21 protein-coding genes are annotated in these 25,218 nt (G+C 56.8%); 12 read left to right on the forward strand and 9 right to left on the reverse strand.

Translation table 11 applies throughout. The features are described from left to right. The first annotated feature begins 73 nt into the window (after positions 1-73). The 6 genes from hypF (at position 74) to CL1_RS02540 (ending at position 5,754) form a co-directional block, all read left to right on the forward strand. A complete protein-coding gene (gene hypF / locus CL1_RS02515) occupies positions 74-2,392 on the forward strand; it encodes a carbamoyltransferase HypF (protein WP_014788334.1) in 2,319 nt (772 codons plus the stop codon). Positions 2,393-2,439: 47 nt separating this feature from the next. Beyond that, positions 2,440-2,766: a nucleotidyltransferase domain-containing protein gene (locus CL1_RS02520; RefSeq protein WP_014788335.1), complete on the forward strand. Its 327-nt coding sequence runs from the start codon at positions 2,440-2,442 to the stop codon at positions 2,764-2,766. After that, positions 2,763-3,155: a HEPN domain-containing protein gene (locus tag CL1_RS02525; RefSeq protein WP_014788336.1), complete on the forward strand. Its 393-nt coding sequence runs from the start codon at positions 2,763-2,765 to the stop codon at positions 3,153-3,155. Before CL1_RS02520 ends, CL1_RS02525 begins: the two co-directional genes overlap by 4 nt. Positions 3,156-3,157: 2 nt before the next feature. Then, positions 3,158-4,174 carry a hydrogenase expression/formation protein HypE gene (hypE, locus tag CL1_RS02530; protein WP_014788337.1) on the forward strand — a complete coding sequence of 339 codons (1,017 nt, stop codon included), beginning with the start codon at positions 3,158-3,160 and terminating at the stop codon, positions 4,172-4,174. A gap of 90 nt (positions 4,175-4,264) precedes the next feature. Next, positions 4,265-4,558, forward strand: a complete 294-nt coding sequence (locus tag CL1_RS02535) for a hypothetical protein (RefSeq protein ID WP_048151819.1) — start codon at positions 4,265-4,267, stop codon at positions 4,556-4,558. Then, positions 4,555-5,754 carry an aminotransferase class V-fold PLP-dependent enzyme gene (locus CL1_RS02540; protein ID WP_014788339.1) on the forward strand — a complete coding sequence of 400 codons (1,200 nt, stop codon included), beginning with the start codon at positions 4,555-4,557 and terminating at the stop codon, positions 5,752-5,754. Before CL1_RS02535 ends, CL1_RS02540 begins: the two co-directional genes overlap by 4 nt. 58 nt (positions 5,755-5,812) lie before the next feature. On the opposite strand, the gene CL1_RS02545 is transcribed toward CL1_RS02540, so the two are convergent. The 3 genes from CL1_RS02545 to CL1_RS02555 are packed head-to-tail and all read right to left on the reverse strand — an operon-like array spanning position 5,813 to position 9,379. Continuing rightward, complete coding sequence (locus CL1_RS02545) at positions 5,813-6,946, reverse strand: ATP-NAD kinase family protein (protein WP_014788340.1); 1,134 nt, start codon at positions 6,944-6,946, stop codon at positions 5,813-5,815. Between the two features lie 4 nt (positions 6,947-6,950). Continuing rightward, positions 6,951-8,396 (reverse strand): potassium channel family protein, encoded by a 1,446-nt coding sequence (locus tag CL1_RS02550; RefSeq protein ID WP_014788341.1) that lies wholly within the window; start codon positions 8,394-8,396, stop codon positions 6,951-6,953. A gap of 32 nt (positions 8,397-8,428) precedes the next feature. Beyond that, positions 8,429-9,379: a radical SAM protein gene (locus tag CL1_RS02555; RefSeq protein ID WP_014788342.1), complete on the reverse strand. Its 951-nt coding sequence runs from the start codon at positions 9,377-9,379 to the stop codon at positions 8,429-8,431. An 80-nt stretch (positions 9,380-9,459) separates the two neighbouring features. On the opposite strand from CL1_RS02555, the gene CL1_RS02560 reads away from it, so the two are divergent. Then, entirely contained in the window at positions 9,460-11,103 is a 1,644-nt protein-coding gene (locus CL1_RS02560; protein WP_237266265.1) for a bifunctional aspartate transaminase/aspartate 4-decarboxylase, read from the forward strand. Between the two features lie 14 nt (positions 11,104-11,117). Here CL1_RS02560 and CL1_RS02565 read toward each other — a convergent pair whose 3' ends face one another. Together CL1_RS02565 and CL1_RS02570 are read right to left on the reverse strand one after the other, a co-directional pair. Then, positions 11,118-11,360 carry a DUF4405 domain-containing protein gene (locus CL1_RS02565; protein ID WP_014788344.1) on the reverse strand — a complete coding sequence of 81 codons (243 nt, stop codon included), beginning with the start codon at positions 11,358-11,360 and terminating at the stop codon, positions 11,118-11,120. Between the two features lie 3 nt (positions 11,361-11,363). Continuing rightward, complete coding sequence (locus tag CL1_RS02570) at positions 11,364-12,155, reverse strand: hypothetical protein (protein WP_148267267.1); 792 nt, start codon at positions 12,153-12,155, stop codon at positions 11,364-11,366. Between the two features lie 130 nt (positions 12,156-12,285). On the opposite strand from CL1_RS02570, the gene CL1_RS02575 reads away from it, so the two are divergent. Then, positions 12,286-13,530, forward strand: coding sequence for an MFS transporter (locus tag CL1_RS02575; protein ID WP_014788346.1), 1,245 nt, complete (start codon positions 12,286-12,288; stop codon positions 13,528-13,530). A 4-nt stretch (positions 13,531-13,534) separates the two neighbouring features. On the opposite strand, the gene cdr is transcribed toward CL1_RS02575, so the two are convergent. The 4 genes from cdr to CL1_RS02595 all read right to left on the reverse strand — a co-directional run bounded on the left by cdr (position 13,535) and on the right by CL1_RS02595 (position 20,772). After that, positions 13,535-14,860 carry a CoA-disulfide reductase gene (gene cdr / locus CL1_RS02580; protein WP_014788347.1) on the reverse strand — a complete coding sequence of 442 codons (1,326 nt, stop codon included), beginning with the start codon at positions 14,858-14,860 and terminating at the stop codon, positions 13,535-13,537. Positions 14,861-14,920: 60 nt separating this feature from the next. After that, positions 14,921-16,087: a 60S ribosomal export protein NMD3 gene (locus CL1_RS02585; RefSeq protein WP_014788348.1), complete on the reverse strand. Its 1,167-nt coding sequence runs from the start codon at positions 16,085-16,087 to the stop codon at positions 14,921-14,923. A 45-nt stretch (positions 16,088-16,132) separates the two neighbouring features. Further along, positions 16,133-16,432: a DUF424 domain-containing protein gene (locus tag CL1_RS02590; RefSeq protein ID WP_014788349.1), complete on the reverse strand. Its 300-nt coding sequence runs from the start codon at positions 16,430-16,432 to the stop codon at positions 16,133-16,135. Positions 16,433-16,503: 71 nt separating this feature from the next. Next, positions 16,504-20,772 carry a S8 family peptidase gene (locus tag CL1_RS02595; RefSeq protein ID WP_014788350.1) on the reverse strand — a complete coding sequence of 1,423 codons (4,269 nt, stop codon included), beginning with the start codon at positions 20,770-20,772 and terminating at the stop codon, positions 16,504-16,506. Positions 20,773-21,054: 282 nt separating this feature from the next. Between CL1_RS02595 and CL1_RS02600 the strand changes: the two genes are divergently transcribed. The 4 genes from CL1_RS02600 to CL1_RS02615 are packed head-to-tail and all read left to right on the forward strand — an operon-like array spanning position 21,055 to position 25,217. Beyond that, positions 21,055-21,717 (forward strand): phospholipase D-like domain-containing protein, encoded by a 663-nt coding sequence (locus CL1_RS02600; protein ID WP_014788351.1) that lies wholly within the window; start codon positions 21,055-21,057, stop codon positions 21,715-21,717. Next, positions 21,717-22,703 (forward strand): hypothetical protein, encoded by a 987-nt coding sequence (locus CL1_RS02605; protein ID WP_014788352.1) that lies wholly within the window; start codon positions 21,717-21,719, stop codon positions 22,701-22,703. The genes CL1_RS02600 and CL1_RS02605 overlap by 1 nt, the downstream gene beginning before the upstream one ends. Positions 22,704-22,716: 13 nt before the next feature. Beyond that, positions 22,717-23,832 carry a hypothetical protein gene (locus CL1_RS02610; RefSeq protein ID WP_014788353.1) on the forward strand — a complete coding sequence of 372 codons (1,116 nt, stop codon included), beginning with the start codon at positions 22,717-22,719 and terminating at the stop codon, positions 23,830-23,832. Then, positions 23,814-25,217 carry an ArnT family glycosyltransferase gene (locus CL1_RS02615; protein WP_014788354.1) on the forward strand — a complete coding sequence of 468 codons (1,404 nt, stop codon included), beginning with the start codon at positions 23,814-23,816 and terminating at the stop codon, positions 25,215-25,217. Before CL1_RS02610 ends, CL1_RS02615 begins: the two co-directional genes overlap by 19 nt. Position 25,218 lies beyond the last annotated feature (1 nt).

Here is a 25,218-nt window from a genome sequence, read left to right on the forward strand (position 1 = left end):
CTCTCCGGTTTTTAACTTTTGGTTTTAGAAACCTATAAAGGCCCGGATTGCCAAGAAGAAACCGGTGAGAGGAATGAAAGCTTACCGGCTTCACGTTCAGGGCATCGTTCAGGCCGTTGGATTCCGACCTTTCGTCTACAGGATAGCCCACGAGCACAACCTCCGTGGTTACGTTAAAAACCTCGGCGATGCTGGGGTTGAGATAGTCGTCGAGGGCAGGGAGGAGGATATAGCGGCTTTTCTGCGAGACCTCCGGGAGAAGCTTCCTCCACTTGCACGGATAGACAGGATAAAGAAGAAGGAACTCCCTCCCCAGGGCTTCGACAGGTTCTACATCGAGAAGAGCTCCCAGGGTGGAGAAGGCGGGGACTCAATAATCCCCCCTGACATAGCAATCTGCGACGACTGCCTGCGGGAGCTCTTCGACCCGACTGACAAGCGCTACATGTACCCCTTCATCGTCTGCACCAACTGCGGGCCAAGGTTCACGATAATCGAGGATCTGCCCTACGATAGAATCAACACCACGATGCGCGAGTTCCCGATGTGCGACTTCTGCGAGAGCGAGTATAAGGATCCGCTCAACAGGCGCTACCACGCGGAACCGGTCTGCTGTCCTGTCTGCGGGCCGAGCTACAGGCTCTACACGAACGAGGGCAAGGAAATCATTGGCGATCCGTTGAAAAAGGCGGCCGAGCTGATAGACAAGGGGTACATAGTGGCCATCAAGGGTATCGGCGGAATACACCTCGCCTGCGACGCGAGCAACGAGGAGGTCGTCGCTGAACTCAGGAGGAGAACCTTCAGGCCCCAGAAGCCCTTCGCCATAATGGCGGACAGCCTTGAGACGGTCAAAAGCTTCGCCTACGTGAGTAGAGAGGAGGAAGAGGAGCTTACAAGCTACAGGAGGCCGATAGTGACGCTCCGCAAGAAGGAGCCCTTCCCCCTGCCCGAGAACCTCGCGCCGGGGCTCCACACGATTGGCGTCATGCTCCCCTACGCGGGAACGCACTACATACTCTTCCACTGGAGCAGGGCAAAGGTCTACGTGATGACCTCAGCGAACTACCCCGGAATGCCGATGGTCAAGGACAACGACAAAGCCTTCGAGGAGCTGAGAGATGTGGCCGACTACCTCCTGCTCCACAACAGGAAGATACTCAACCGTGCCGATGACAGCGTGATTCGCTTCGTTGACGGGAAGAGGGCGGTGATAAGGAGGAGCAGGGGCTTTGTGCCGCTGCCAGTGGAGATACCCTTCAGCTACCGCGGTTTAGCGGTCGGGGCCGAGCTGATGAACGCCTTCGGCGTCGCCAAAAACGGAAGGGTTTATCCCAGCCAGTACATAGGCAACACCTCGAAGGTTGAGGTGCTGGAGTTCATGAGGAATGCAATAGGGCACTTCAAGAGGATTCTCCGCGTTAAAGACTTCGACCTCATCATAGCCGACCTCCACCCAGGCTACAACACGACGAGGCTCGCCATGGAGCTGGCAAACGAGCTGGGCGTTGAGCTCCTCCAGGTTCAGCACCACTACGCCCACATAGCTAGCGTCTTGGCCGAGAAGAACCTCGAATCTGCGGTGGGGATAGCGGTTGATGGCGTCGGTTACGGAACAGACGGCAACACCTGGGGCGGTGAGGTTCTCTACCTGGGCTACGAGGACGTCGAGAGGCTGGCCCACATAGACTACTACCCGCTCCCGGGCGGGGACTTAGCCAGCTACTACCCGCTCAGGGCCTTGATGGGGATCCTCAGCAAGGTCTACGGCGTTGAAGAGCTTGAGGGGGTAATAAGGAAGTGCTGTCCAAAGGCCGTTGAAAGCCTCAAGTACGGGGAGGTCGAGTTTTCCGTCGCGTTGAACCAGCTCGCCAAGGGGATAAACCTCGCCTACGCCTCCTCGACCGGAAGGGTGCTCGACTCGCTGGCGGTGCTCCTCAACATAGCCTACAGGAGGCACTACGAGGGCGAGCCCGCGATGAAGCTGGAGAGCTTTGCCATGAAGGGCAAGAACGACCTGAAGTTCGAGGTGCCTGTTGAAGGCGAGCTGATAAAGGTTGAAGGGCTCTTCACCCAGGCGCTCGAAGTCCTCGACAGGGCTTCGCCGGCGGACATAGCCTACTCAGTCCACCTCGCCCTCGCGAGGGCCTTCTCCGAGGTTGCTGTAGAGAAGGCCCTGGAGTTTGGGGTAAAGGACGTGGTCATGAGCGGCGGCGTGGCCTACAACGAGCTGATCGTCAAGACCGTCAGGAAGGCCGTCGAGGGCAACGGTCTGAACTTCCACGTCACCGAGAAGGTCCCGCGCGGCGACAACGGAATAAACGTCGGACAAGCATTCCTCGGCGGCCTCTACCTGGAGGGCTACCTCTCAAGGGAGGACCTGATGCTGTGAGGAAATGATTTAACCAAGGGAAGCGACTATGTAAACGGGTGTGGTGGATGTCCCCGATTGAGAGGAAAGAGCTCATGGAAATCCTGCGGGAGGTCAGGGCGAGGCTTGAGGCAATACTCGGGGACAACCTGGTGGAGGTCATCCTCTTCGGCTCATACGCCCGCGGCGATGCTACCGAAGGTAGCGACGTGGACGTTCTGCTGCTCCTGAAAAGGTGGCCAAGCGAGGAGGAGCTTGAAGCGATCACCAGGGCGACGGACGAGTATGCCATCGACAGGGGGATAGTAATATCCCTGATACCCTACGTGGAGGGGCCGGGTATGGCCGAGGATCCCCTCATAATCTCGGTTCAGAGGGAGGGCATAAAGGTATGAGCACTTACTCCAAAATACTTGAGAAGGCCGAGGATAGCCTCAAGGCCGCAAAACTGATGACGGAGAACGGGCTGTATCCCTTCGCCGTCTCGCGGGCGTACTACGCCATGTTCTACTGTGCGGAGGCTATTCTACTTACGAAGGGCATAACAGTCTCAAAGCATTCGTCGGTGATAGCCCTGCTTGGAAGGGAGTTCGTGAAAACTGGGGAGGTTCCCCACAGGTTTTTCACGTATCTGCGACTGGCGTTCCAGCTTAGACAGGTCGCTGATTATTCCTTTGATCTACATTTCAGCGAGGAGGACGCCCTCTCCCAGATACGGCGTGCTGAGGAATTTTTCGACTTCACCCGCTCATACTTGAAGAATAAAGGCCTTTTGGAGGGTTGAAGATGGGTGAAAAGATAAAGCTCGAACACGGAGCAGGCGGGGAAGTAATGGAGGAGCTTTTGAGGGACGTTATTCTGAAGACGCTGAGCCTGAAATCGGCCGGGGGAATAGGGCTGGACGCACTCGACGACGGCGCAACGATACCCCTCGGCGATAAGCACCTCGTGTTTACAATAGACGGCCACACTGTCAAGCCGCTCTTCTTCCCCGGAGGGGACATTGGAAGGCTCGCGGTCAGTGGGACGGTCAATGACCTCGCGGTGATGGGGGCGAGGCCACTGGCCCTGGCCAACTCCATGATAATCGGGGAGGGCTTCGACGGTGAGGACCTGAAGAGAATCCTTCGCTCTATGGACGAAACTGCAAGGGAAGTTCCCGTTCCAATCGTCACCGGCGACACGAAGGTCGTCGAAGAGGACATCGGCATCTTCGTCATAACTGCAGGGATAGGAATCGCAGAGAGGCCGATAAGCGACGCCGGAGCGAAGGTGGGCGATGCCGTTCTTATCAGCGGAACCGTTGGAGACCACGGCATCGCTTTGATGAGCCACCGCGAGGGCATAGCCTTCGAGACCGAGCTTGAGAGCGACGTTGCGCCGATATGGGAGGTCGTCAAGGCAGTGGCAAAGGCAATCGGCTGGGAAAACATACACGCCATGAAGGACCCCACGAGGGGAGGCTTAAGCAACGCCCTCAACGAGATGGCCAAGAAGGCCAACGTGGGAATCCTCATAAGGGAATCCGACGTACCGGTCAGGCCGGAGGTCAGGGCGGCAAGCGATATGCTGGGCATAAACCCCTTCGATGTTGCCAACGAGGGCAAAGTGGTCATGATCGTCCCAAGGGAATACGCTGAGGAAGCCCTGAAAGCCATGAGGAGCACAGAGAGGGGGAAGAACGCGGCGATAATCGGCGAAGTCATAGAGAACTACAGGGGCAGGGTTCTGGTTGAGACAGGAATAGGCGGAAAGCGCTTCCTTGAGCCTCCTGCCGGAGACCCCGTTCCGAGGGTCTGCTGAGCCCCTTTCCACGATTCCCACTTTTGTCCTTAACCTTCGGTTTAAGAAAGCTGTATAAGGCCCCTTTTCCAATTTCAACTGGTGAGGGAGATGATAATCGCGAAACCGTGCGTCACGATGAAGGGGATCGTCATAAGCGGCTACTCTTGGGACAGGAAGGTGAAGCTCGACCTCACGAGAACCGCCCAGTGCCTGAGGGAGAGGGGCTACACGGTGAAGAAGCTCCTGCCCGGGATGATGCTCATCATTGAGATGGAGGGCTACGAGACGAGCGTCTATCCGAGCGGTAAGATAATAATCAAGCTCCTTGAGGATGCAAAGAAGGGCGAAGAGCTCGCTCGAATCATATACGACTGCGCTGGAGTTCTGGAGGTGGTTTCATGAGGATTCCGGAGGATGTGAGGAAGGACATACCCCTTACGGGCGAGGTTATCTACTTCGATAACACCGCCACTTCTCTGACGCCGAAGCCCGTGATAGAGGCGATGGACGAGTACTACCTCAGATACCGCGCCAACGTCCATAGGGGCGTCCACAGGCTCTCGCAGATGGCGACCCATAAGTACGAGGAGAGCAGGAAGGTCGTCGCCGAGTTTATAAACGCCAGGTTTGAGGAGGTGGTCTTCACCAAGAACACGAGCGAGAGCCTTAACCTCGTCGCCCTCGGGCTGGAGCACATATTTAAACCCGGCGACAAGATAGTAACGACGCCCTACGAGCACCACTCCGACCTGCTCCCCTGGCAGAGGTTAGCTAAGAAGCTCGGTCTGAGGCTTGAGTTCATTGAAGGAGATAACGAGGGCAACCTCGATTTGAGCGATGCTGAGAGGAAGATTAGGGGAGCTAAGCTGGTGGCTGTGCAACACGTCTCCAACGCCCTGGGCGTTATCCACGAGGTGGAGGAGCTCGGAAAGATGGCGAAGGAGGAGGGGGCGATATTTGTTGTCGACGCGGCCCAGAGCGCCGGCCACATGGAGGTGGACGTGAAGAGGCTCCACGCTGACTTTCTGGGTCTTTCAGGCCACAAAGGGCCGATGGGACCGACGGGGATAGGCGTTCTCTACATAAACGAAGAGTTCTTTGAGGTGTTCGAGCCGCCCCTCATCGGAGGTGGAACGATAGAGGACGTTGGACTGGAGGGATACAAGCTCACCGAACCGCCCGAGCGCTTTGAAGCCGGAACTCCGAACATAGGCGGTGCGATAGGTCTAGCCGCCGGGATAAGGTACATCGAGCGGATTGGCATAGACAAAATCGAGAGACAGGAGAGGAAGCTCGTCAAGCGCATAACCGAGGGGCTCGACGAACTTGGAATTCCCTGGTACGGGCCGAGGAACCTGAAGAAGCACGCCGGGGTTGTGAGCTTCAACGTGCCGGGCCTTCACCCCCACGACGTGGCGGCGATACTTGATGAGAACAACATCATGGTACGGAGCGGCCACCACTGCGCCCTGCCCGTGATGAAGAAGCTCGGAATAAACGGCACGGTCAGGGCATCGTTCCACGTCTACAACAGCCTTGAGGAGGTCGAGACCTTCCTTGGGGTTCTTGAGGGGCTGGTAAAAAGTTTAAGGAGTTAAGGGGGCATCTCGCCCCACTCAACGTTTATCGTTTCGGGGGTTGCAGCGGAAGAGCTGTCTAAACGACCCTCACCATTCTCTCCAGCCAGGGACTCACGCGAACCCTGATGTAGCCCCTAAGCTTCTCGTCCACCTCTCTATCGCCGGTGTATATCCTCAAGGGGCCACTTTCGAGCTTCGATGGTGTGGCAACTACGGTTATGTTCTCCTTCGGAATTCTCCTCAGCACCTCGGCCGAGAACTGCTGGTTCCCTCGTCCGAAGATGAAACCTAAGCCCCCTATCACCGTGACGATTACCCTAGGGCCTCTATCGGCAAAGCGGAGCAGGTCTTTCTCCGTCGCGTCCTTCACGAGAAGCTTAACATTTCCGTCCCTGATCTCCACCACGTCCACCCCTAGGAGCGTTCCATCTATGCCAAGCCTGTCCTTTATCCGCTTTACCGTCGAGCCAGAGCCGAGGAAGTATATTCCATCGTTTTCGAGGATTTCCTCGGCGATTGCTTCGGCGATAGCATCGAGCTCCTCTTCCTCGTCCACGGGTATCCTCTCCTTGCTTCCCTGCACGAGGGTCTCAACAACCGGAACGAGGGCCTTTCCGTAGGTTCTGGCCCTCACCTCGTCGTGCCTGTATGCATCTTCGTCTATATCCCTGACCTCCCTCTCCTCGAGCCGCGCGTTTCCCCTGAGGAACTCCACCAGAACTCTGGCCGCGTCCTCGGGGGAATAGGCGAAAACTCCCGAGTACATCTTGACGCCGGTTGGAATGCCGAGAATTGGAATCTTTTCATCGACCGCCTCAACGATGTCTCTAGCTGTTCCGTCCCCGCCTGCGAATACAAGTAAATCAACGTTTCCGACCATTTCCTTTGCCAGCTCCTTCGTATCCTCACCGCTGGTATTAGGTATTCTTACACCCTCTATTTCCAGGTAACCGATTTCCCTGTGCCTCAGAACCTCAAACTCAAAGCCGAACTCCCTCAGAACGTCCTCCCCCAGCGGGCCGGGGCCGGTGAGGAACCTTACCTCTACCGCCTCCTCATAGTGAGATAGCTCCTCCAAGAAGAGCCTCACCAGGTCTTGGGCGATTGGCCTCGCACCCCTCTTCACCGCTTCCTTCACAACTCCGTCCGTGCCCTTGAGGGCCACTCTTCCCCCCATTCCAGCTATCGGGTTGATTATGAGGCCTATCATGGTTTCACCTCATGTACTTCCTCGCAAAGACCGTCAGAAACACGGCCCACATGAACATTCCGAACAGCGCCTCAACCGACGCTATGACCCTCCCAACGCCCACGGGGTGGTAGTCACCGTAGCCGAGGGTTGTGGCGGTAACGACGCTGAAGTACTCGTAGTCGATGAAGCTCATTCCCCCAGATACCCCCTCAACGCTCCGGGTCAGGAAGAACAGAATGGGAAAGAAGATGTTCACCGCGGCAAGCCATATGAGTATGGGCCTCTTCCAGTCAGTGCCGTATTTACACGTCAAATCCGCGAAGAGCCACTCGAAGGCCGTTTCCATTTTAACGAGAAGCTTTTTAAGTCCCCTCCTCCTGCCAGCCAGCCGGGAATGCCTCCTAGAGACCATTTCGAGGTAGTAATACCTGTCCGCCCTCTCAAGGTCCCCGTTCCGCTCCCAGCTTATCCTTGCCAGGCGATAGAGAACCTCCGCCGCGTGGTGGCTGTTGAACCTGCAGTCTTCGACGTCTATGAAGCCCTCGACGTTCAGCTCCACCGGAATGTTGGGGAGAACCGTGGAGTTCCATGTGAAGTCCCCATTGAAGGAGACCCTTCTGAAGATTAGGTTTCCCATTACCCGAGTGTGAACGAACTCTGGATTCTTGAGCCAGCTGGCGAGAATCTCGGCGTGACCGAAGATGTCCAGATCCTCCAGGACAAGGTTCCCGTGGAAGCGTCTTATGCTGAGCCTCACCTGTCTCTTGAAGCGCGCCGACTGGTCGAACTCGACGTTCCTGATTGTCAGGGCAGAGGCCCTAACGGCCCTTTCGCGGGACTCGGAGGGTTTTATGCCGTGCTCCTCGAGTATCTTCCTCATGAGTGGATAGCGAACGTTTATTCCGATCCTCCTGACGCCCTCGAGCCCGCTGAGTTCTATCCTGCCTGTAGCGATCCTGCGCTCTCCGTAGTCCCTCTCCGCTTCCTCCGTTCCTCCGGTGTGCTCCGTGGAGTTTATCATAACGTAGCTGACTCTCGAGTTTCTGACGTAGACGGAGTTGGAGAACCTAACCCTGAGCAGGTTGAGGCCAAAGACACGGGAGCCGTGGACGGTGAAGGTCCCCACTTCGCTTCCAAAGACCACTATCCTTCCCACGGCCGAGTTATAGAAAGTTATTCCCGGAACCCTAACGGAGTCAAAGAGAATCGCCCTAACGTGGGAGTTCTTGAAGACTATAGGCTTTTCGGCGATGAAATCACCTATCTTGACGTCATAGAGGTAAACGCCCTCAAAGTACGTATGACCGCTCTTCAATCTGCGTAGAAACGCCTCTTCCTTGACCCGCTTTATCTCCTCCCCGAGAAGCCTCTCTCCCTCGTCATAGGGAATGTGGAGCGGGCAGTACTTCGACCCCTCAACGGGTTTCAGGCGGCACTTCTTGCCGTTCTCGTAGGTGTACTCGCACATGGCCCCTCAACATACCTAACGCCAACGGATAATTAAGGCTTTCTCCTGCTCGGAAGGGCACGCATGTAGAAGCGCTTCCCGTCGTACTCCAGCTCGATGAGCTTCCCCTCCCGAATGAGCCTCTCCACGGTCTCCCAGCCGGCCCCCGCCTTCCTCAGGAGCTCCCTTACTGCATCTTCCCTCATCGGGTGAACCGCGGTGATGCTCAGCAGGTCTTCCTCGACATTTCCGGTGGAGGCGAAGGCGTTTCCCTCGTAGCCGATGAGGTATTCAACCCTGCCCTCCCCGAGCCTCTCGGAGAATAGCTGATAGGCGAGGTTTATCATGTCTTCCTTCGCCGGCTCCACCCAGGGCTCGGCTGGAGGCCTCGTGGGGACGGCTATGTAGGCCTTGTCCGGTTTAAGCTCCGCCAGGAAGTCCGCTATCCTTTCAAGCTCATCGCCGTAGTCGACGTTGATCAGCATCGTCTCGGTGACGATGGTTCCATCGAAGTCGTCCCTGAATTCCAGCATGCCCTCGAGGATTCTCTCCAGGCTCAGGTTCCTGTGGGGCCTGTCTATTCTCCGCCAGAGGGGCTCGCTGACAGCATCGAGCTTGAGGGAGACGAAGTCGAAGCTCAGGAGTTCTTCCCTGACGTCGTCCCTCCAGACGAGCGACGAGTTCGTGAGTATCGCGAGGGGAATTTCCAGCTCACGCAGGAGCTCGACCTCGAGGCCGAGGTTAACATCAAGCGTCGGCTCGCCGTCGGGGACGAAGGTTACGTAGTCGATCCTTTCGCCCCTTTCCCTGGCTTCCTCGACCTTTCTGGCAACTTCCTCGAATATGAACTCCGGCTCGTAGAAGGGCCTCCTCTCCACCTCCATCTTCAGTGTTCTTCCTATCTGGCAGTAAAGGCAGGCGTAACTGCAGATTTTGTCGGGAATGTTGTTCACGCCGAGGCTCCTGCCGAGCCTCCTCGAGGGGACGGGACCGAAGGCTATCATTAAACCACCGGGGTTAGGTCGGCCTAAAAGCGTATAAGGTTTGCCCAACCCTTTTATACGCTCCGGTCCAACAATGTACGGTGTTCAACGTGTCAGGCGAGGGTGAAGCCCAGGTTGAGGAGATACTGAAAAACATAGGAAACCTTGAGGAGCTCAGCCCGTTCGAGTTCAAGGAGCTTCTCATAAAGCTCGCGAGGCGGAAATCGGAGAGGATGATGCTCAACGCGGGCAGGGGGAACCCGAACTTCCTGGCGCTGACGCCGAGGTACGCCTACCTCCAGCTCGGGAAGTTCGCTCTCAGCGAGGCAGAGAGGCACTTCGGCTACATGGGTGGCCTCATAGGGGGCCACAGCGACAGGGAGGGCATCGAGGCCCGCTTTGAGATCTTCGTTAGAAACCACTGGAACGAGAGGGGGACGGCTTTCCTGAACTCGGCCGTCAGCTACGTCAGGGACTACCTGGGCCTCCCTGCGGGGGACTTCCTCCACGAGATGGTGCAGGGCTACCTGGGCTGCGACTACCCATCGCCCCCGAGGATGCTGCCCCTGGCGGAGAAGATAGTCGCGAGGTACCTGATGAAGGAGATGGGGGCCGGCTACGACCTCGGCTACTCCCTGGTCGATGAGACCCAGCTCTTCGCGGTGGAGGGCGGAACCGCGGCGATGGCGTACCTCTTCGAGTCCCTGAAGGCCAACAGGATACTGAACGAGGGGGATAAAATAGCGCTGGCCGTTCCGATATTCAGCCCCTACCTGGAGATACCGAGGCTCGACACCTACAGGCTCGAGGTCATCGAGGTGAGAGCGGACGAGGAGAGGGGCTACCAGATACCGAGGGAAGAGCTCGAGAAGCTCCGCGACCCCGAGATAAAGGCCTTCTTCCTCGTGAACCCGGGCAACCCAACGTCGGTGAAGCTTGAGGAGGAAACCCTAGAAGACCTTCGCGAAATAGTTGAGAAAGATCGGAACGACCTGATAATCATCACGGACGACGTCTACGCGACCTTCGCCGAGGACTTCAGGTCGGTGTACTCCGTCCTGCCCCACAATACGATACTGGTCTACTCCTTCTCCAAGTACTTCGGGGCGACCGGCTGGCGCCTTGGCGTGATAGCCCTCCACAGGGACAACGTCGTGGACAGGCTCATAGCCAGTCTCCCGGAGGAGGTGCAGGAGATCCTTGAGAAGCGCTACGCCCCGATAACGCCGAACGTCAGGGAGCTGAAGTTCATAGACAGGCTCGTGGCCGACAGCAGGAACGTCGCGCTGAGGCACACCGCAGGGCTGTCCACACCCCAGCAGGTTCAGATGGTTCTCTTCGCCCTCTACGCCCTCATGGACGAGGAGGAGAAGTACAAGAAGACCGTGAAGCACGTCCTGAGGAGGCGCTACAGGGCGCTCTACCGCGGCCTTGGAATAGAGCCCGAGGAGAGCCCGGGCTACGCCTACTACTACACCCTGCTCGATACCGAGAAGCTGGCCGAGAGGCTTTACGGAAAGGAGTTCGCGGAGTGGTTCGTCAGAACCCTGCCCGTGGAGGAGTTCATAGTCCGCCTCGCCGTTGAGGCAGGGGTCGTCCTCCTCCCAGGGAAGGGCTTCGACGTCATCCACCCCTCGGCCAGGGTTTCGCTGGCGAACCTGAGGGAGATAGACTACATCAAGATAGGGAAGACCATCAGAAGGCTCATAGACGAGTACTACAAAAAGTTCAGAGGGGAGGTGTGAACTCCTTTTTCCATTTAAGACCTCAGCCTCCGGAAGTAGGCCACGAGGGCGTTCCAGTTCAGAGCAATGTGGACTATTGAAAGGCCGAAGAAGGCGAAGCCGAAGTAGATGTGGAGTGTATCCGCGGTGGACACTGGAAGTGGATGACCAAGCTTTGCCGTCAGGGGGCCTATGAGGAGCACCGTCCCCGTTATGCCCGTGATGAGCCACAGGAAGAACAGGAGAAGTGAAACGCACATTCTCAGGTTGCACTTCATGGCTCATCCCTTCCTGTAGGTTTTTCCGTTGATTACAATGACGTCCGCCTTTAAGGAGCCGTCTTCCTCGCTGGCAAGGATGGTAATCCTCTCGCCGGGCTTCAAGAGTGCCAGCATGTCGCGCCAGGTTAAGCTCTCGTTGTTCGGCCCGGTCCAGCGCCCCCTGATCTCAATCGTGTAGTTCTCAACCACAACCGCCCTCAATGCCAGGTCGACTTCCTTTATGGGGCCCGTCACGTTGATGGAGGTCGTGTTGAGGACTTCCTCTGGCGAAGGGGTGCTCTGGTTCAAGGCAGTGTCGTTGGGTGTCCCAACGTAGAACTCAACCGTGACCCTTTCCTCGGTTCCGTAGGGACAGCCAGAGCCGTAGTGGAAAACCACATCCAGGCTTCCGTTTCCGAGGACTTTAACGGTGTACTGCTTGAATGCCGTGTACGCGTCCTTCAGTTCGGTCTTCGTTTCGTTCACGACTTCAACGTTCTTTGGGTTTTCAACCGTTATTTTCCAGTCGGAGTAGGGACAGGGCTGTGCATGCCTGAACTTGACCGTGACGTTGACTGTGACCAACGTTCCCGCTCTCTCAACGTACGCTTTCCCCGGAACAACGTAGAGAATGTCGTCCCCTTCATGGGACGTGGCAAAGCCCACATAATAAACCCCGTTAACTGGGTTCGCTGGTGATGATGGCGGCTGAGCAGGACTCGAGGAAATTCTCTCATCCGCATAATTGACGGCGAAGGGCAACGCCACGAACAGGGCACAAAGTATGAAGGAGATTACAATCTTCCGCTCCATGGTTCATAATACACATGCAACGTTTTTAAACCTTCCATCCAAATGCACGCATTTGAACATTGACTACCCCCTGGGTTCACGAACCTTTTTAAAGCAAACCCTGTTCTCCGGCACTCCAAGGTGAGAAAAAGTGAGCCAGAGAGTGGCCATCGCCGTGAGGAACTCAACGGTCGCCAACCGCTACCGCTACGTTCCGAAGATGCCCAGGTGGTTCTATTCCTTCGTGCCCTTCAAAGTAGCTACCGGTGGAAGCTCCGCCCTGGTGAGCCTCTACCTCCTCCAGCTCGGGGGCAGCGCTTCAACGGTTGGCCTGGCCTTTGCCCTCGCGAGTCTGGCTTCAATGCTCGGCGCGCTGTTCTGGGGGAGACTGAGCGACAGGACGCTGAGGAGAAAGCCCTTCATACTCCTCGGCTTCGCCAGCGTCCCGGTGTTCCTCACAGCGATGGCTTTCACCAAAACCCCGGCCCAGCTGATTGCCGTGAACACGGCCTACGCGTTCTTCCTTTCCTCCACCCTATCCGTACCGATAGCCCTGGTTTTAAGGAGCGTCAGGAAGCACAGCTGGGAGTACGGCATAGGGAAGTTCAATGAGGTCAGCGGCTGGGGGTGGGTTCTCGGCCTAGTCCTCGGCTTCGGGCTATCCCGGTTCCTCACGATCCCCCAGCTTTTCGTGGCCTTCGCCCTGCTCGGAGTTCCGTCGGTTTTCATGGGAAGGAAAATGATACGCGAGGTGCCGGTCTACATAAACCGGCGTGCCATAAGGGCCTTCGGAAACTACGTCGTCGAGAAGGCACGCTACTTCCCGAGCTTTGTACTCCATCTCAACCTCAGCCTTCCAGATGGCCTCGGGAGGTTCTACCTGGCGTTCCTGCTCTTCTGGATAGCCGCTGGACTTTACTTCCCCCAGATGCCGGTCCTGCTGACGGGCGGTGGCTACGGAATGGACGTCGTGTACCTTGCCCTTATAGCCAACTCCGCAATCGCGGCTCTCAACTACGGGCGCGTTGGGAGCACAATGGGTGGTAACAAGGAGAAGACTCTTAGGAAAGGCCTCGCCCTTCGCGCCGCGGCCCTGCTCGCGGTGATGGTGGGGATCATGGTCTCTCCACTCCTTCTCCCGATGGTTCTCGCCTCCTATACCCTGGCCGGCTACTCCTGGGCCTTCATAGGCCTTCCCTCTACGGCAATAGTGAGCGAGAGGGCCGGAGAAAAGGAGAAGGGAAGCGCGATGGGGACCTACAACGTCGTCAGCTCGGCGGGCTACATAGCGGGAAGCGCCATCGGCGGGGCGCTCGTATCCTCCGCGGGGTTCACGGCCACCTTTGGCCTCGGACTGGCCCTCATCGGGGGAAGCCTTGCCCTCCTAAAAAGGTAAAGGGTCAGAACTTGAGGACCCTGGCGAGGACTATGAGCGGGTCCCAGACCGGGGCAAAGGGCGGTGCGTAGGCGAGGTCGGTGAAAAAGGCGTCCCTCGTTGTGAAGCCCGCGGTGAGCATCGCGGCGGCGGTGTCTATCCTCGGCAGTATCTCCGCACCGACCGCCTGGACGCCGAGGAGCTTATTGGTCTCGTTGTCCACCACGCCCTTCAGCCATATCGGCCTCGCCCCGGGGTAGTAGTGAGGCCTCGTGCCCGCTTTGATAAATGCGGTCCTGACGTCGTAGCCCTCCTTTATGGCCTCGGCCTCAGTAAGGCCGGTCTTGCCTATCTCCACATCGAAAAACTTGGTGATGCTGGTTCCCAGCACCCCGGGGAAGTGAACCTCCTTCCCGGCGATGTTGCTTCCTGCAACGTAACCCATCTTGTTTCCAGCTGGAGCGAGTGGAATCCAGACGCGCCTGCCGGTTATGATGTGCCTCGTCTCGGCAACGTCGCCTGCTGCATAAACGTTCTCAACGCTGGTCTGCATCTTCTCGTTGGTCCATATCGCACCGGTCTCCCCGATCCTGACGCCAAGCTCCTTCGCCAGCTCGACGTTGGGCCTTATGCCCGTCGCTAGGACGACGAGGTCGGCTTTATACTCGCCCGCGTCGGTTACCACCTTCTCGACCCTCTCCTTGCCCTCTATCTTCAGGGTTATCTCCTGGGTGCGGAGGTTTACCCTCTTCCTCATCTCCTCCTCGAGGACGTCGGTGACTTCCCTGTCAAAGGCCTTGGCCATCACCCTTTCGTTCCTCTCTATGAGGGTGACGCGCTTTCCCCTGGCCGCGAAGGCCTCGGCCATCTCGACGCCTATGTAACCTCCACCGATTATGACCACGTCCTCGACGGGGTTCTTCTCGAGGTAGCTCGTTATTGCAACGGCGTCCGGGGGCAGGTCTGCCGTGAAAACACCCTCCAGCTCGGTTCCCGGGATCGCGGGAACTCTCGGAGAGGCACCGTTGGCGAAGACGAGGTAGTCCCACTCGTAGCTCCTCTCACCACCCTCCTCCCTAACCCTGACGTAGCCCTGACCGACCTCTACGACCTCGGCCCTGAGGTGAAGGTCTATGCCGCGCTTCTTGATGAAGACCTCGGGCGGGTAGTGCATGAGCTTCTCCTTCGGCGAGACGCCCTCAACAACGTAAGGCACCCCGCACGGGGCGTGGCTGACCCACTCCGTTGCCTCGAAGACCTTGACGTCCCACTCGGGTTTGAGTCTCTTGACGCGTGAAGCGGCGCTCATTCCTGCGGCTCCGCCACCGATTATGACCACAGTCTTCTTCATGAGCATCACCAAGGAAGGTTCACAACCTTCGGTTAAAAAGGTTGGTGGGACAAAAACGGGTTACTCCTTCCTGTTAAGGAAGTACTTCCTGCCCCTAACCTCTACCATGCGATAGATCTCGCCTTCGCTGAGATCCATTGGGGGCCTTTCAAGTTCGTAGGTTTCGTAGGTCTCCATGTCCATGAGCTGAACCTCCCCCGGCATTATGCTGGTCACCATGGCCTCGCTCCTCTCGTGCTCAACGGTGTCTATACCCTCCCTCTTCACCGTCTTCCAGTCGCGGTGCTCGCTTTCGTTGGTCGAAAGGTTCCTGAGGCTCACGCCTTTCCCATCAACCCTCTCCACCTCGTAGACGTTGCCGCGCTTGTCGGCCACGATGTCGCCCCGCTGGAACTTCGGAATCCTCACGCTCACGCTCGTGCGGTATACTTCCCTGCTCGTCTGCCTGTCCACCCCGACCAGCTCGTAGGCCTCGCTTATCGTCCCTCCGAAGCGCTCCCGTATGGCCTGGGCGAGCTTCCTGGCACTCGATGTCGAGCCCATGTAGAAGTCCAGACCCTCCTCCTTCTCTATCGTGTCCTGTATGAAGCCCATTCTATCTTTCCGCATTATCTCGTCCACCTTCTCCTCGACGAGCCTTCCGATGGCCTTTCTCTCCTCCTCGCTCAAAGGCCTGCCCTCGGCGCGAACCTGGAGTATGGCCTCGAAGTAGCCGCCGAGAAACTTCTGGCAACGGGGGCAGACCGTTTGGCGAACGTAGACTGTGACTTTCTTGGCTTCATCGTGGAGCTCGCGCTGGAGCTCGTGGGTCTTGGCCTTGACGCGGACTTCATACGTTATTATCGCCGGAAAGTGCTCGATGTGAAAGTCCATGGGCTCAAAGGAAACAACAGCCCTGCCAACGGGGAGGTCGTCTATTTCATCCAGCTCCTCAGGCAAAACGACCTCGTACTCCCTGATTTTCTCGCTGAAGGAATCCTCAAGCTCCTCAAGAAGGGCGTTCTCAGCCACCTCAAAGATGAGCTCCTCCAGCTCATAGCTCATTGGATCCACCCAGAGGCCCCTCTTCCTGTAACTCCCGCAGTTCTGACAGAGTTCGGTGTTTACCTCATCTTCGATTAGAAGGACGGAATTCTCCTTCCGGTAGCATACCTGGCAGAGACCGTTTATGAGCGGACCGCCCTCGCTCTCGCTTATCCCGCAACGGTAACAGAATCTCTCGCTCATCTCCCTCACCGAAGGGGAGTAATGGGGGCGGTTTAAAAAGGTAGCTCACAGGAAGAGCCGGGCCATTTGGGCGTGGGGAACCCCTTCAATCCGGAGAACCCTGTTTTCATCAACGTACCCGAGCTCTATTGCCTTTGAGACGCATCTTTCCCCCGTCAGGTTCGCTATGGTCGCTTCCTCAAGGAGTGGCCCGAGGGAATCCTCGTCCACCAGTTCGCCCTTGTAGAACCGCTCCTTGACCTCGAGCTTCAGCTCACCCTCCCGGAACGTCTTTCCGAGCAGCTCCTCGTCGCAGGCAGCGAGAAGGACCTCCCCCTGAACCCTGTAGACCTTGACGTATATCATGGAACGACACCGAATGAAGAAACGCCTGACGGTTTAAAAGTGTTGGGAAAATCAAGAGAAAAGAAAGGAGGTCAGCCCTCGATCTCCTTGATGGCGCTCTCGAGTATGTTGTAGGCCTTGAGGATGTTCATGTAGGCCTTGCGTATGTGCGGAAGGGCCGCTATGGCGAGGTTGTCCCTGCCAGGCGTGAGGTACTTCTCGGCCTCCTCGTAGTACTTGTCGGCGAGCTCCTTGTACATCAGGGCCTCTTGGAGGGTCTCGTTGTCCACGCCAAGCTCAACGGCCTTCTGGTAGAGCGGGTCGAACTTCTGGTCGTACCTCCAGTAGAGCATGAACCAGACGTAGTTCCAGGTGCTGACGATGAAGCGGGCAGTCCTGTACTCGATGGTGACGGTGACCGGCGAGGCGTACTTGACCTTGATGACAGCGTAGAGCGCGTTCTTGCCCTCGATGGTGTAGTAGTCAATGACGTGGTCGCCGGTTATCTTGATGTAGCTAGTATCGACAGGCATGGTGACGAAGATGTAGTCCTCGGCACCGCTCGGTCCGTTGGCGGTTATCGTGAGCGTGGTCTTGTCGGTGGTGACCTCGGTGACCTCACCGACTCCAACCGCCACGTACGGCTTAAGGGTGATCGGCGAGTACACTTCCGTCTCGACAGGCTCCCTAGCCCTGACGGTGACCTCTGTGCAGGCGTCCTGGTAGTACGGGCTGGTGGCCTTTATCTTGATAGTCTCAACGAGATGGAGCGGGACGTAGTCAACGACGACCTGTCCGTTGTCGGTGTGGTACTCCCTGCCGTTTACCATGACAGTAGCGGACTTGTTTATCGGCTCCATCGTGGCGAGGTCAAGGAGCTTGATGATGAGCTTTGATGGCTTTCCAAGGGTGGCCTCGGGATAGACCACTATCGACATCTCCGGCATTCCCACCTGGAATATCATCGGGGCGTAGGTCATGGCTTCTCCGGTGTTGTTGTTGATGAGGCTGAGAACGCCCAGGTAGGTTCCGCTGGACTCGAGCTCGACCCTGGCCTTCAGGTCGGCTGTGCCACCGTTCTGGAAGAGGAACGAGCCGGTCTGCATCTCCACGTTGCCGTTGTCACCGAGCATCTGGAAGTAGAATGTGTAGTGCACCGGGTTGTAGCCGGCGGTGTCCCAGCCATAGACCATAACGAGGTAGTAGCCGGACTTGGGCATGAACTGCTCGAATACCTCGTCACTGGTCGGGCCAACCTGCTGGTCGTACACGGTGTAGTTCTCGAAGTTGAGGAGGTCCTCGAGGGTCGGGAAGTAGAACACGTACAGGTCGAGGTCAGCGGTGGGGTCTTCCGGCTGGGTGATTCCGAACCTGATGAAGTACGTGGTCGGGTCTGCGTAGAAGGCTCCAACAACGTCCCAATCGTCCTGGCTGACGTTTCTTGTCCAGGTGTACGCTGCATCAAGCCTTCCGACACCGTAGCCGACGGCAGTGGCGTTGAAGTCACCATAGTTGTTGGTCACGGTGGCCTTGACGGTGACGTTTGAGGGCTGGGCAACGTCCTTGAGTAGGAGCTCCGGTTCTATGGAGACCGAGGCCAGGCTGACCTCAATCTCGTACTGGGAGGTGTCGTAACCGCTGAAGTACTTGGTGAATATGCTCGAGTAGGCCGTTATCTCCCAGGTTCCCTCGACCGGGTTGGGGATAACCCAGGTGTACTCGTAGACGTTTCCGGCCGGGTTGGCTCCGACGTAGTAGTAGCCCGGAACGTAGGCGGCAACGACCTCACCGAGCGGCCTGGCGATGAGGAGGGTCGTCCTGCCCATCGGGTTGCCCTCGGCGTCGGCCGGAACGCGGAGGGTGACGCGGAGCTCCTTGGTGCCACGCGGAACCTTGACAAAGTAGTGCTTGGCCTCACCGGGCTTCTCGGTGTCGGAGAGCTTGGCGTGGCTTTCACCGTTCGGGTTCACAGGAATGTCGACGGTGACAGCCACGTAACCGTCTATGTAGCTGGTGTCGGGATCGTCGATGTAGACGAGTCCAACGTAGGTTCCGCTCTTCTGGAGCTTGGAGTAGTCGATGTTGATGGAGAACTGCCCAATGAGATCGTTTATGTCATAAGCATCGGCTCCGTTAATGGTAACTTCGGTGGTGTTCGGGATTATCCAGTCCACGTTGGTGCTTATCCTGTAGGTCTTGTTCTGGAAGACGTACCAGAGTCCCCAGCCGGGCTCGTAAACCAGCGGGGAGAAGTATATCGGGACGCTTCCCGGGTACTCGTTCCTTATGTAAACCCCCCTGTAGAGGTACGGGAAGCCGAACACGTTCTGGAAGTAGCCGTTAAAGTCAACGTAAGCAGGGGATACCGGAATCGTCGGAACGCCTATCGGGTTCTTGAAGCCGGTGTAGGTGGTTCCAGCGAAGATGTAGGTGGTCGGCTCCTGGCTGAGCTTCTCAAGCTCCTCGATGGCCTTGTCCACCTGTATGAGACCAAATCCCTGGTCGATGAGGGTTCCGTTGACGGGCTTGGCGCTGAACTCGAGGGCGCGCTTTATCATTATGGGGTCATAGGTGAGGTTGTGCTGCTTGGCGTAGCTGATGAGGAGCGCCACCGCACCGCTGACGTGCGGGGTGGCCATCGAGGTACCGCTCCATATCCCATAGTACCTGTACGGGTTGCCGTAGAGGACGGTGTACCACATCGGGAGGCTGGAGAATATGTCGGTACCGGGAGCCATGACGTCGGGGTCGAGCATACCGTCGTCCCTCGGACCCCTGCTGGAGCTCATCGACGGGCCGGAGATGATGCCCATGTCAAAGCCGTACCAGAAGGACTCCCTCTCGTTGTCCACGTAGTTGCCGACGGTTATGGCGAGGTCGCTGTCACCCGGGGAGTGAACGGTGTTGGTGGTCGGACCCTCGTTCCCCGCGGCTATGGCAAATGTAACACCAAACCAGTCGGTGATCAGGTTGACGTAGAAGTTCTCCGGGCTCTCGATACCGTCGTTTATCTCACCTCCACCGCCGAGGGACATGCTTATGACGTCGGCACCGTTGAGGGTGGCGTATATCATACCGCTTATAATCCAGCTCGTCCTTCCGAAGCCCAGCTCTCCGGGCAGAACCTTGACTTCCATAAGCTGGGCGTTGGGGGCAACGCCGTAGACCCCTCCAAAGACCGGGTCGTCCGGAAGACCAACGCCGGCGACGGTACCGCTGACGTGGGTTCCGTGTCCGTGGGCGTCCCACATGAAGTACGCGAAGTCGCCATAGAAGCCCTGGAAGGCAATGTTCACCTTGGTGGAATTGACCGTGACGTAGTCGTGGGTGAGGTCAAAGACCCCAATCGGCTGGTCGTTGGTGAAGTTGTTGTCAAGGTTGAGGTCGATGTACGCAATGAAGTTTCCACTCTGGTTCACTATGAGGACTGGGTAAACGTCGCTGAGGTCACCGAAGAGCCCAAGGTTATACGGATCGTAAGGAGTCCCAGTGAAGTTGTTGAGATCGAAGTACCTCTCCGGAAGAAGGCCCAGGTAGTAGTCGTCACCGGTGATGTTTCCGACGTAATAGGTTCCCATTGTGTAATTAGTGTAGGTCTCGTGGCCGTAGTAAGGGGCGTAGGCTCCCCAGTAGAGGGTGACGTTCTGATCGACGGCTATGTAACCTCCAGAGGTGGTGTTGGTGGAGTAGTAGATCTCAACAAGTCCCTCGTCGCTTGCGTCGTATATGTCAATTATCTTCGGCCTTCCGTCAAGGGTGACCTGGAGGAACGGGTGGCCAACGTCAATTCCGGTGTCAAGAACGGCCACGGTGACGTTGTCTCCGAGGACGCCGTAGTTAATCCAGGTGTCGTAGGCGTGGATCGTGAAGACGCTCATGAACATATCGGGAAGATTGGGATCCTGAACTGCGGGCTTGACATCGTCCATTCCAGCCTCAGGGGCAACGGGTTCCTGGAGCTTAACCATCTCGTCCTTCCAGACGTGGAGTATTCCAGGTATCTCGGCGAGCTTCTCAACGTTCGAAACCGGCATTTCAACAACTATGAATTGGAACTCGGGTTTGCTGATGGGATCGATCTTTCCGAGCCTTTTGAGAGCGTTGTAAACCTCTATTTTATGATCCTTATCCGGTGCCACTATGAGGCGCACCGTCTTCCCGCTGCTTTCCAGAACTTTCTGGATTTCCTTCTGGAGGACCTCTCCCGGTATGAAATTGCTGGACTTCTCTACCGCGACCTGCTGGGGACTCTCGACCTGCTGCACTGGAGTCGCCGTCACTGCCGGCACTGATACTGCCGCTGGGATCGCAGAGAGTAGCATTACTACCGCGATCAAAAGGCTCAAGGCCCTTTTATTCATCTTGACACCTCCTAATCGTAATGGTCATCTATACTGTAAATGCCGCATTAATATAAAGATTTCGTTCTTCAGAGTGACCTAGTGGCCCTAGTCACCTGTGTAACACCGCTGGTGGCTATTTTTGAACACCAACGACTGTCCCACACCTCCTGCAGTTCCAGTCGAGATAACACTATACCCCAGAATTTGAGAAATACCGCGCCCATTAGGGATATGAAATCTACCAAAACCTATAAAACGACCGTATCCTGAGGGACTTTAGAGGGTGCAGTGGTGAGAACCATGGACAGAAGAAAGGTTTTTGCCGTTATCGCACTCATGGCCATCTTTGGTCTAGCATTCAACTACTACACCCAGCACTATCAGGGCGGTGAGATATACGAGGCGGCCAATCACGCGTTCGGACTCTTAACCAGAGGATTCAACGTCACGATAACCGTGGAAACCGTCGATGGGGAAACCGTCAGGGGCACTCTGCTGAGCGTTCAGGGATCGACCATAAAGATAGTTTCGAATGGAAAGGTCCTAAGCATAGGTGGCCCAAGCGCTACCAAGGAGGATCTTAGGGCCAAGCTCATTAAGATAGACTACCACGGAAAGGTTTACGTATATGAACTTCCCCCCCGCCTCGGCACGATGGGGGAGATAATAGATAACATCACCGTTGATGCATATTCGGAACGGTTCAGCGGTATAATCTACATAGAAGGGGATATAAGCCCCATAAAGCTGGGAATGCTGAAGTACCGGGCTGACTACCTCTCCTATGGCTCCGTCACGATAAACCAAGTGAGCAGCAACGGAGCGGTTATAAGTACCAACATGGTGCCGGTAGAGTTCCTTAAGGAGTACCTCGGAGATTACCGGGTCTACATGTACGGCATACTCTACGTGAACTCCGAGGAGCGGAACCTTCCGTTGAAGCTCGTTGAGGTGAGGGCTTGATGAGGGAACTGCCCCTTCTCATTCCAATACTTTTCATGGCGTTCATATCCCTGGGCCTGGCCGAGCCCAAGACCATCGCGATGGGAACTGCCTTCGCCGTGTCAATGGTCCTCGGCGTATACCACGGCTCCCGGATAGAATGGGAAGACCGGGGGCTTGGCATCGATGAGAAGTACATAACCTGGGCCTTCTGGGTTGCAGTTGGAATAATAATTCTCCAGATGCTTATCCTCCGGGACGTTCCCCTCATACACCCGGCCATCAGGACGAGCCTCAACCCCAGGCTCACGGCCCTTACCTACTTCCTAGGCGTGCCCTCGAGCGTCTACCTGTTCCTTCGGGGTAAGAGATACGCCCTGATTTACCCCTTCACTGTTGCCCTCTACGCTTACAGAACCCCTGTGCTCGTTGGCCTCATTGCCCTGGGCGCCGCCTATTACGAAGGAATGAAGCGTGAAGGAAGGCTCAAGCTCTGGCATCTCGGTGCGGCCATTGGAGTAATTATCGTCCTCGGGCTTGGAATAACCCTCCTCCGTGGTGAGGCCATCGAAAGCCTGTGGACGAGGGTCCAGAGCTCCACGTCCGTCCTGGATATCATAGTCTGGCGCGCCGGCTGGAGCGGACACTACCACGGCTACCTCCAGTGGGCGGGGATAAAGTCGTACCTCCTAGGCGGTTATTCCCCTAGGGGACTGGTCGCAAAGTTCCTCTACGTCAGAACGGGGGTCACGATAACCCCCACCCTCCTCGGGGGAATGTACCTCGACTTCGGGGTCTTCGCTGTTATAGAGGGTTTCCTCCTCGGCCTGTACTACGGCGTGATAGAAGGCGCTGAGAACCCGATAACGAGGGCGCTCTACTACTCCACCCTCGCCTATGGAATTGTGGGAGTCGAAACGGGAATACTCGACCTCCCGGTTTACCTGCTCTTTGCCCTCGGAGCTTACATAGTTATACGAGGGTGGAAGCTGAGGAGGCAGAGCTGAGTGGGGTTGGGATATGAGGCCGAGCGTTCTTTTCTGGGCGGCGGCGGTGCTCTACATCATTACCGCCGTTATTTCAAAGGTCATCTACTCAGACCTGCTCCCCCCGCCAGAGGCTGCTCCACTGGTCTACGCACTGGCGTTTCTTTGGATTATGGCAGTATTCTACCTTCGAGACTGGAAGATAAACTGCCTTCACAAGAGTTACCTTTACTTAGCGGTTATGATCCTTGTACTCTCCCCGCTCGGCTGGTGGGGATTCGCTACTGCAGTGGCAACGATAGTGACGACCCGGCTTATAGTGCACTACGAGGCTAGAAACATCGAGAGGAACCCAGATAACGCCCGCAAGGAGCTCCGCCTTATTCTCACCACCGTCGTTCTCGTCCTGTTCCTGGTTCCCATCTTCCGCGGTGCCGTACCCATACTAAGGCCCGAGACGAGATACTCCGCGTTCAGATTTTTCTACCTAGCGGCCGGCTATTTCACGGTGGTCATTCTTTCCCTGAAGCCGGACTTCAGGATTTTCCTCCTGGGAGAAGCAATAGCCCTGGTTTCCACGTTCCGGACTATTGGACTGGCCGTTGCCCTGGCTTACTTCCTCCGGCTTGTTCAGCTTAGAGGCCTTGGATACAACATTAAAGGAAGGAAATACATGCTCCCCGCGGCGGCGATGGTTCTGATCGGGGTGTTCCTGGCGAGGTACTACGTCACGACGGCAACGTATCCCGAATGGCAGCTGGGCTTCCTCGAAACCCTGCTCTACAGGCCAGGGGTCACGTACACTGTCTATGAAAAGCTTTTCCACCTTGGAATGCCCTGGGGGGAGAGGGGGATACTCTTTTCGACCGACCCAAAGGGATACGTGGGTTCGCTGTTCGGGCGGAACGTGGGGTACACGTACACGATATTCGGTCAGCCGGCCTACGACTTTGGACTCTTTGGACTTATTGAGGCCGCGTTCCTGGGAATGGCTCTTCAAGATGCAGAGAGAAGAAGACCCACCGCAGTTTTGGCCGTCACGCTGATGACGCTTATGATCCCCATAGGCATAGACGCCTTCTTCTTATCTGCGATGGCTTTCCTCGCGTACCTGTCGGTGGAGGTGGACGTATGGAAAAAGGACCGCTGATTCCAGCTGCATTATTCCTGCTCGCCCTGGGGACTGGCATTCTCACAATGCCCTCCCACGACACACTAACTTACGATGGGGCCCTCTACATAGACATCGCCAGAAACCTCGCTCAAGATCCGACAAGCTTCACGTACCAAGGGATCTACATGATGTACCGCCCGCCCCTGTACCCTTACACGCTTTCAATAGCCTACCACTTTGTTCAAGACCCACCGGGTCAGCTGACCGTGGCGAGACTCATCTCCGTGATCTTCTTCGCCTTTACGGCGGTTCTAACCTACCTGCTGGTCGTCGAGATGTGCGGGGAGGGGATCAAAGGTGTCCTCGCCAGCCTGTTCTACACCTTCAACCCCCTCGCCTTCACAATGGGGACGAGGGAGCTGGTTCACAGCGAGTTTACCTTCTTCTACACCCTGGCCGTTTACCTACTATACACCGGAAGGAAGAAGGGAGATCCCCTCAGGATATACCTGGCGTTCATCTCCGCCGGGGCAGCGATCCTGACCCGCTACACAGGCCTCTCGATACTCGCGGTTTTCCTCGCATATCTCTGGCTAAGTGACCACTGGGAATGGGTAAGAAAAAGGGAGTACTGGATCGGAGCACTGCTCCTGCTCCTCGTTCTCGCGCCCTGGCTGTACTTGGGCGAACTCCACTACGGCGGCGCATTGAGGCCCTTCAGCGTTGCCTCCAAGGTGGTCACGCTGGACAAGCCTGTCTCCCTATCCGACTATCTCAGACTGCTGCTTGAGGATCTGGGCGTCCTCCTCCCCCTCCTTGCCGTTCTGGGATTCCTTCGGATACAGAAAAACGAAGAAGGTTGGCTGCTAATCAGCTGGCTCTTCATGGGGCTGATGGGGATCCTCACGGTGGTCCACAAGGAGACCCGGTTCGTGACGTTCCTCTCACCGGTGGTCGCGATTCTTGCAGCGGAGGGGGTGCTCCTAATCAGGGACGGTATCGCCTCCGTCCTGGGGAAGAGGACAACTGGAGCAACAGCTTACAAGGTTCTCGCGGTTGTTCTGGCAATCCTTTTCCTCGCCCCGACGGCGGAAAAAGCCCTCGCTCTAAAGGAAACATGGGACAAGTTCGGAAACTATGAGTCCCGGGTTCTGAGCTATGCATCAGAGGAATATCCAAGGGAAAAGCTCCTGGTCTCCCCCAGGCTATATACCATGGCGGGCTTCTACTATCCTGGGGCAGAGGTGGACATGGCGCTAGACAGGCAGGACGTGAGGGGGAGGATAGCGTCGGGATACTACGACCTCATAATCCTCCAGGAGCCAGCTAATCATCTGAACATCGAGGAGAGCGGGAACTACGTCCTTGTCAGGGAGTTCTACGGCGGAAAGTTCAAGATATACCTCAGAAAAGAGAATTAGG

Origin of the sequence: Thermococcus cleftensis (assembly GCF_000265525.1) — an archaeon.
In the GTDB taxonomy this organism is placed as follows: Archaea; Methanobacteriota_B; Thermococci; order Thermococcales; family Thermococcaceae; genus Thermococcus; species Thermococcus cleftensis.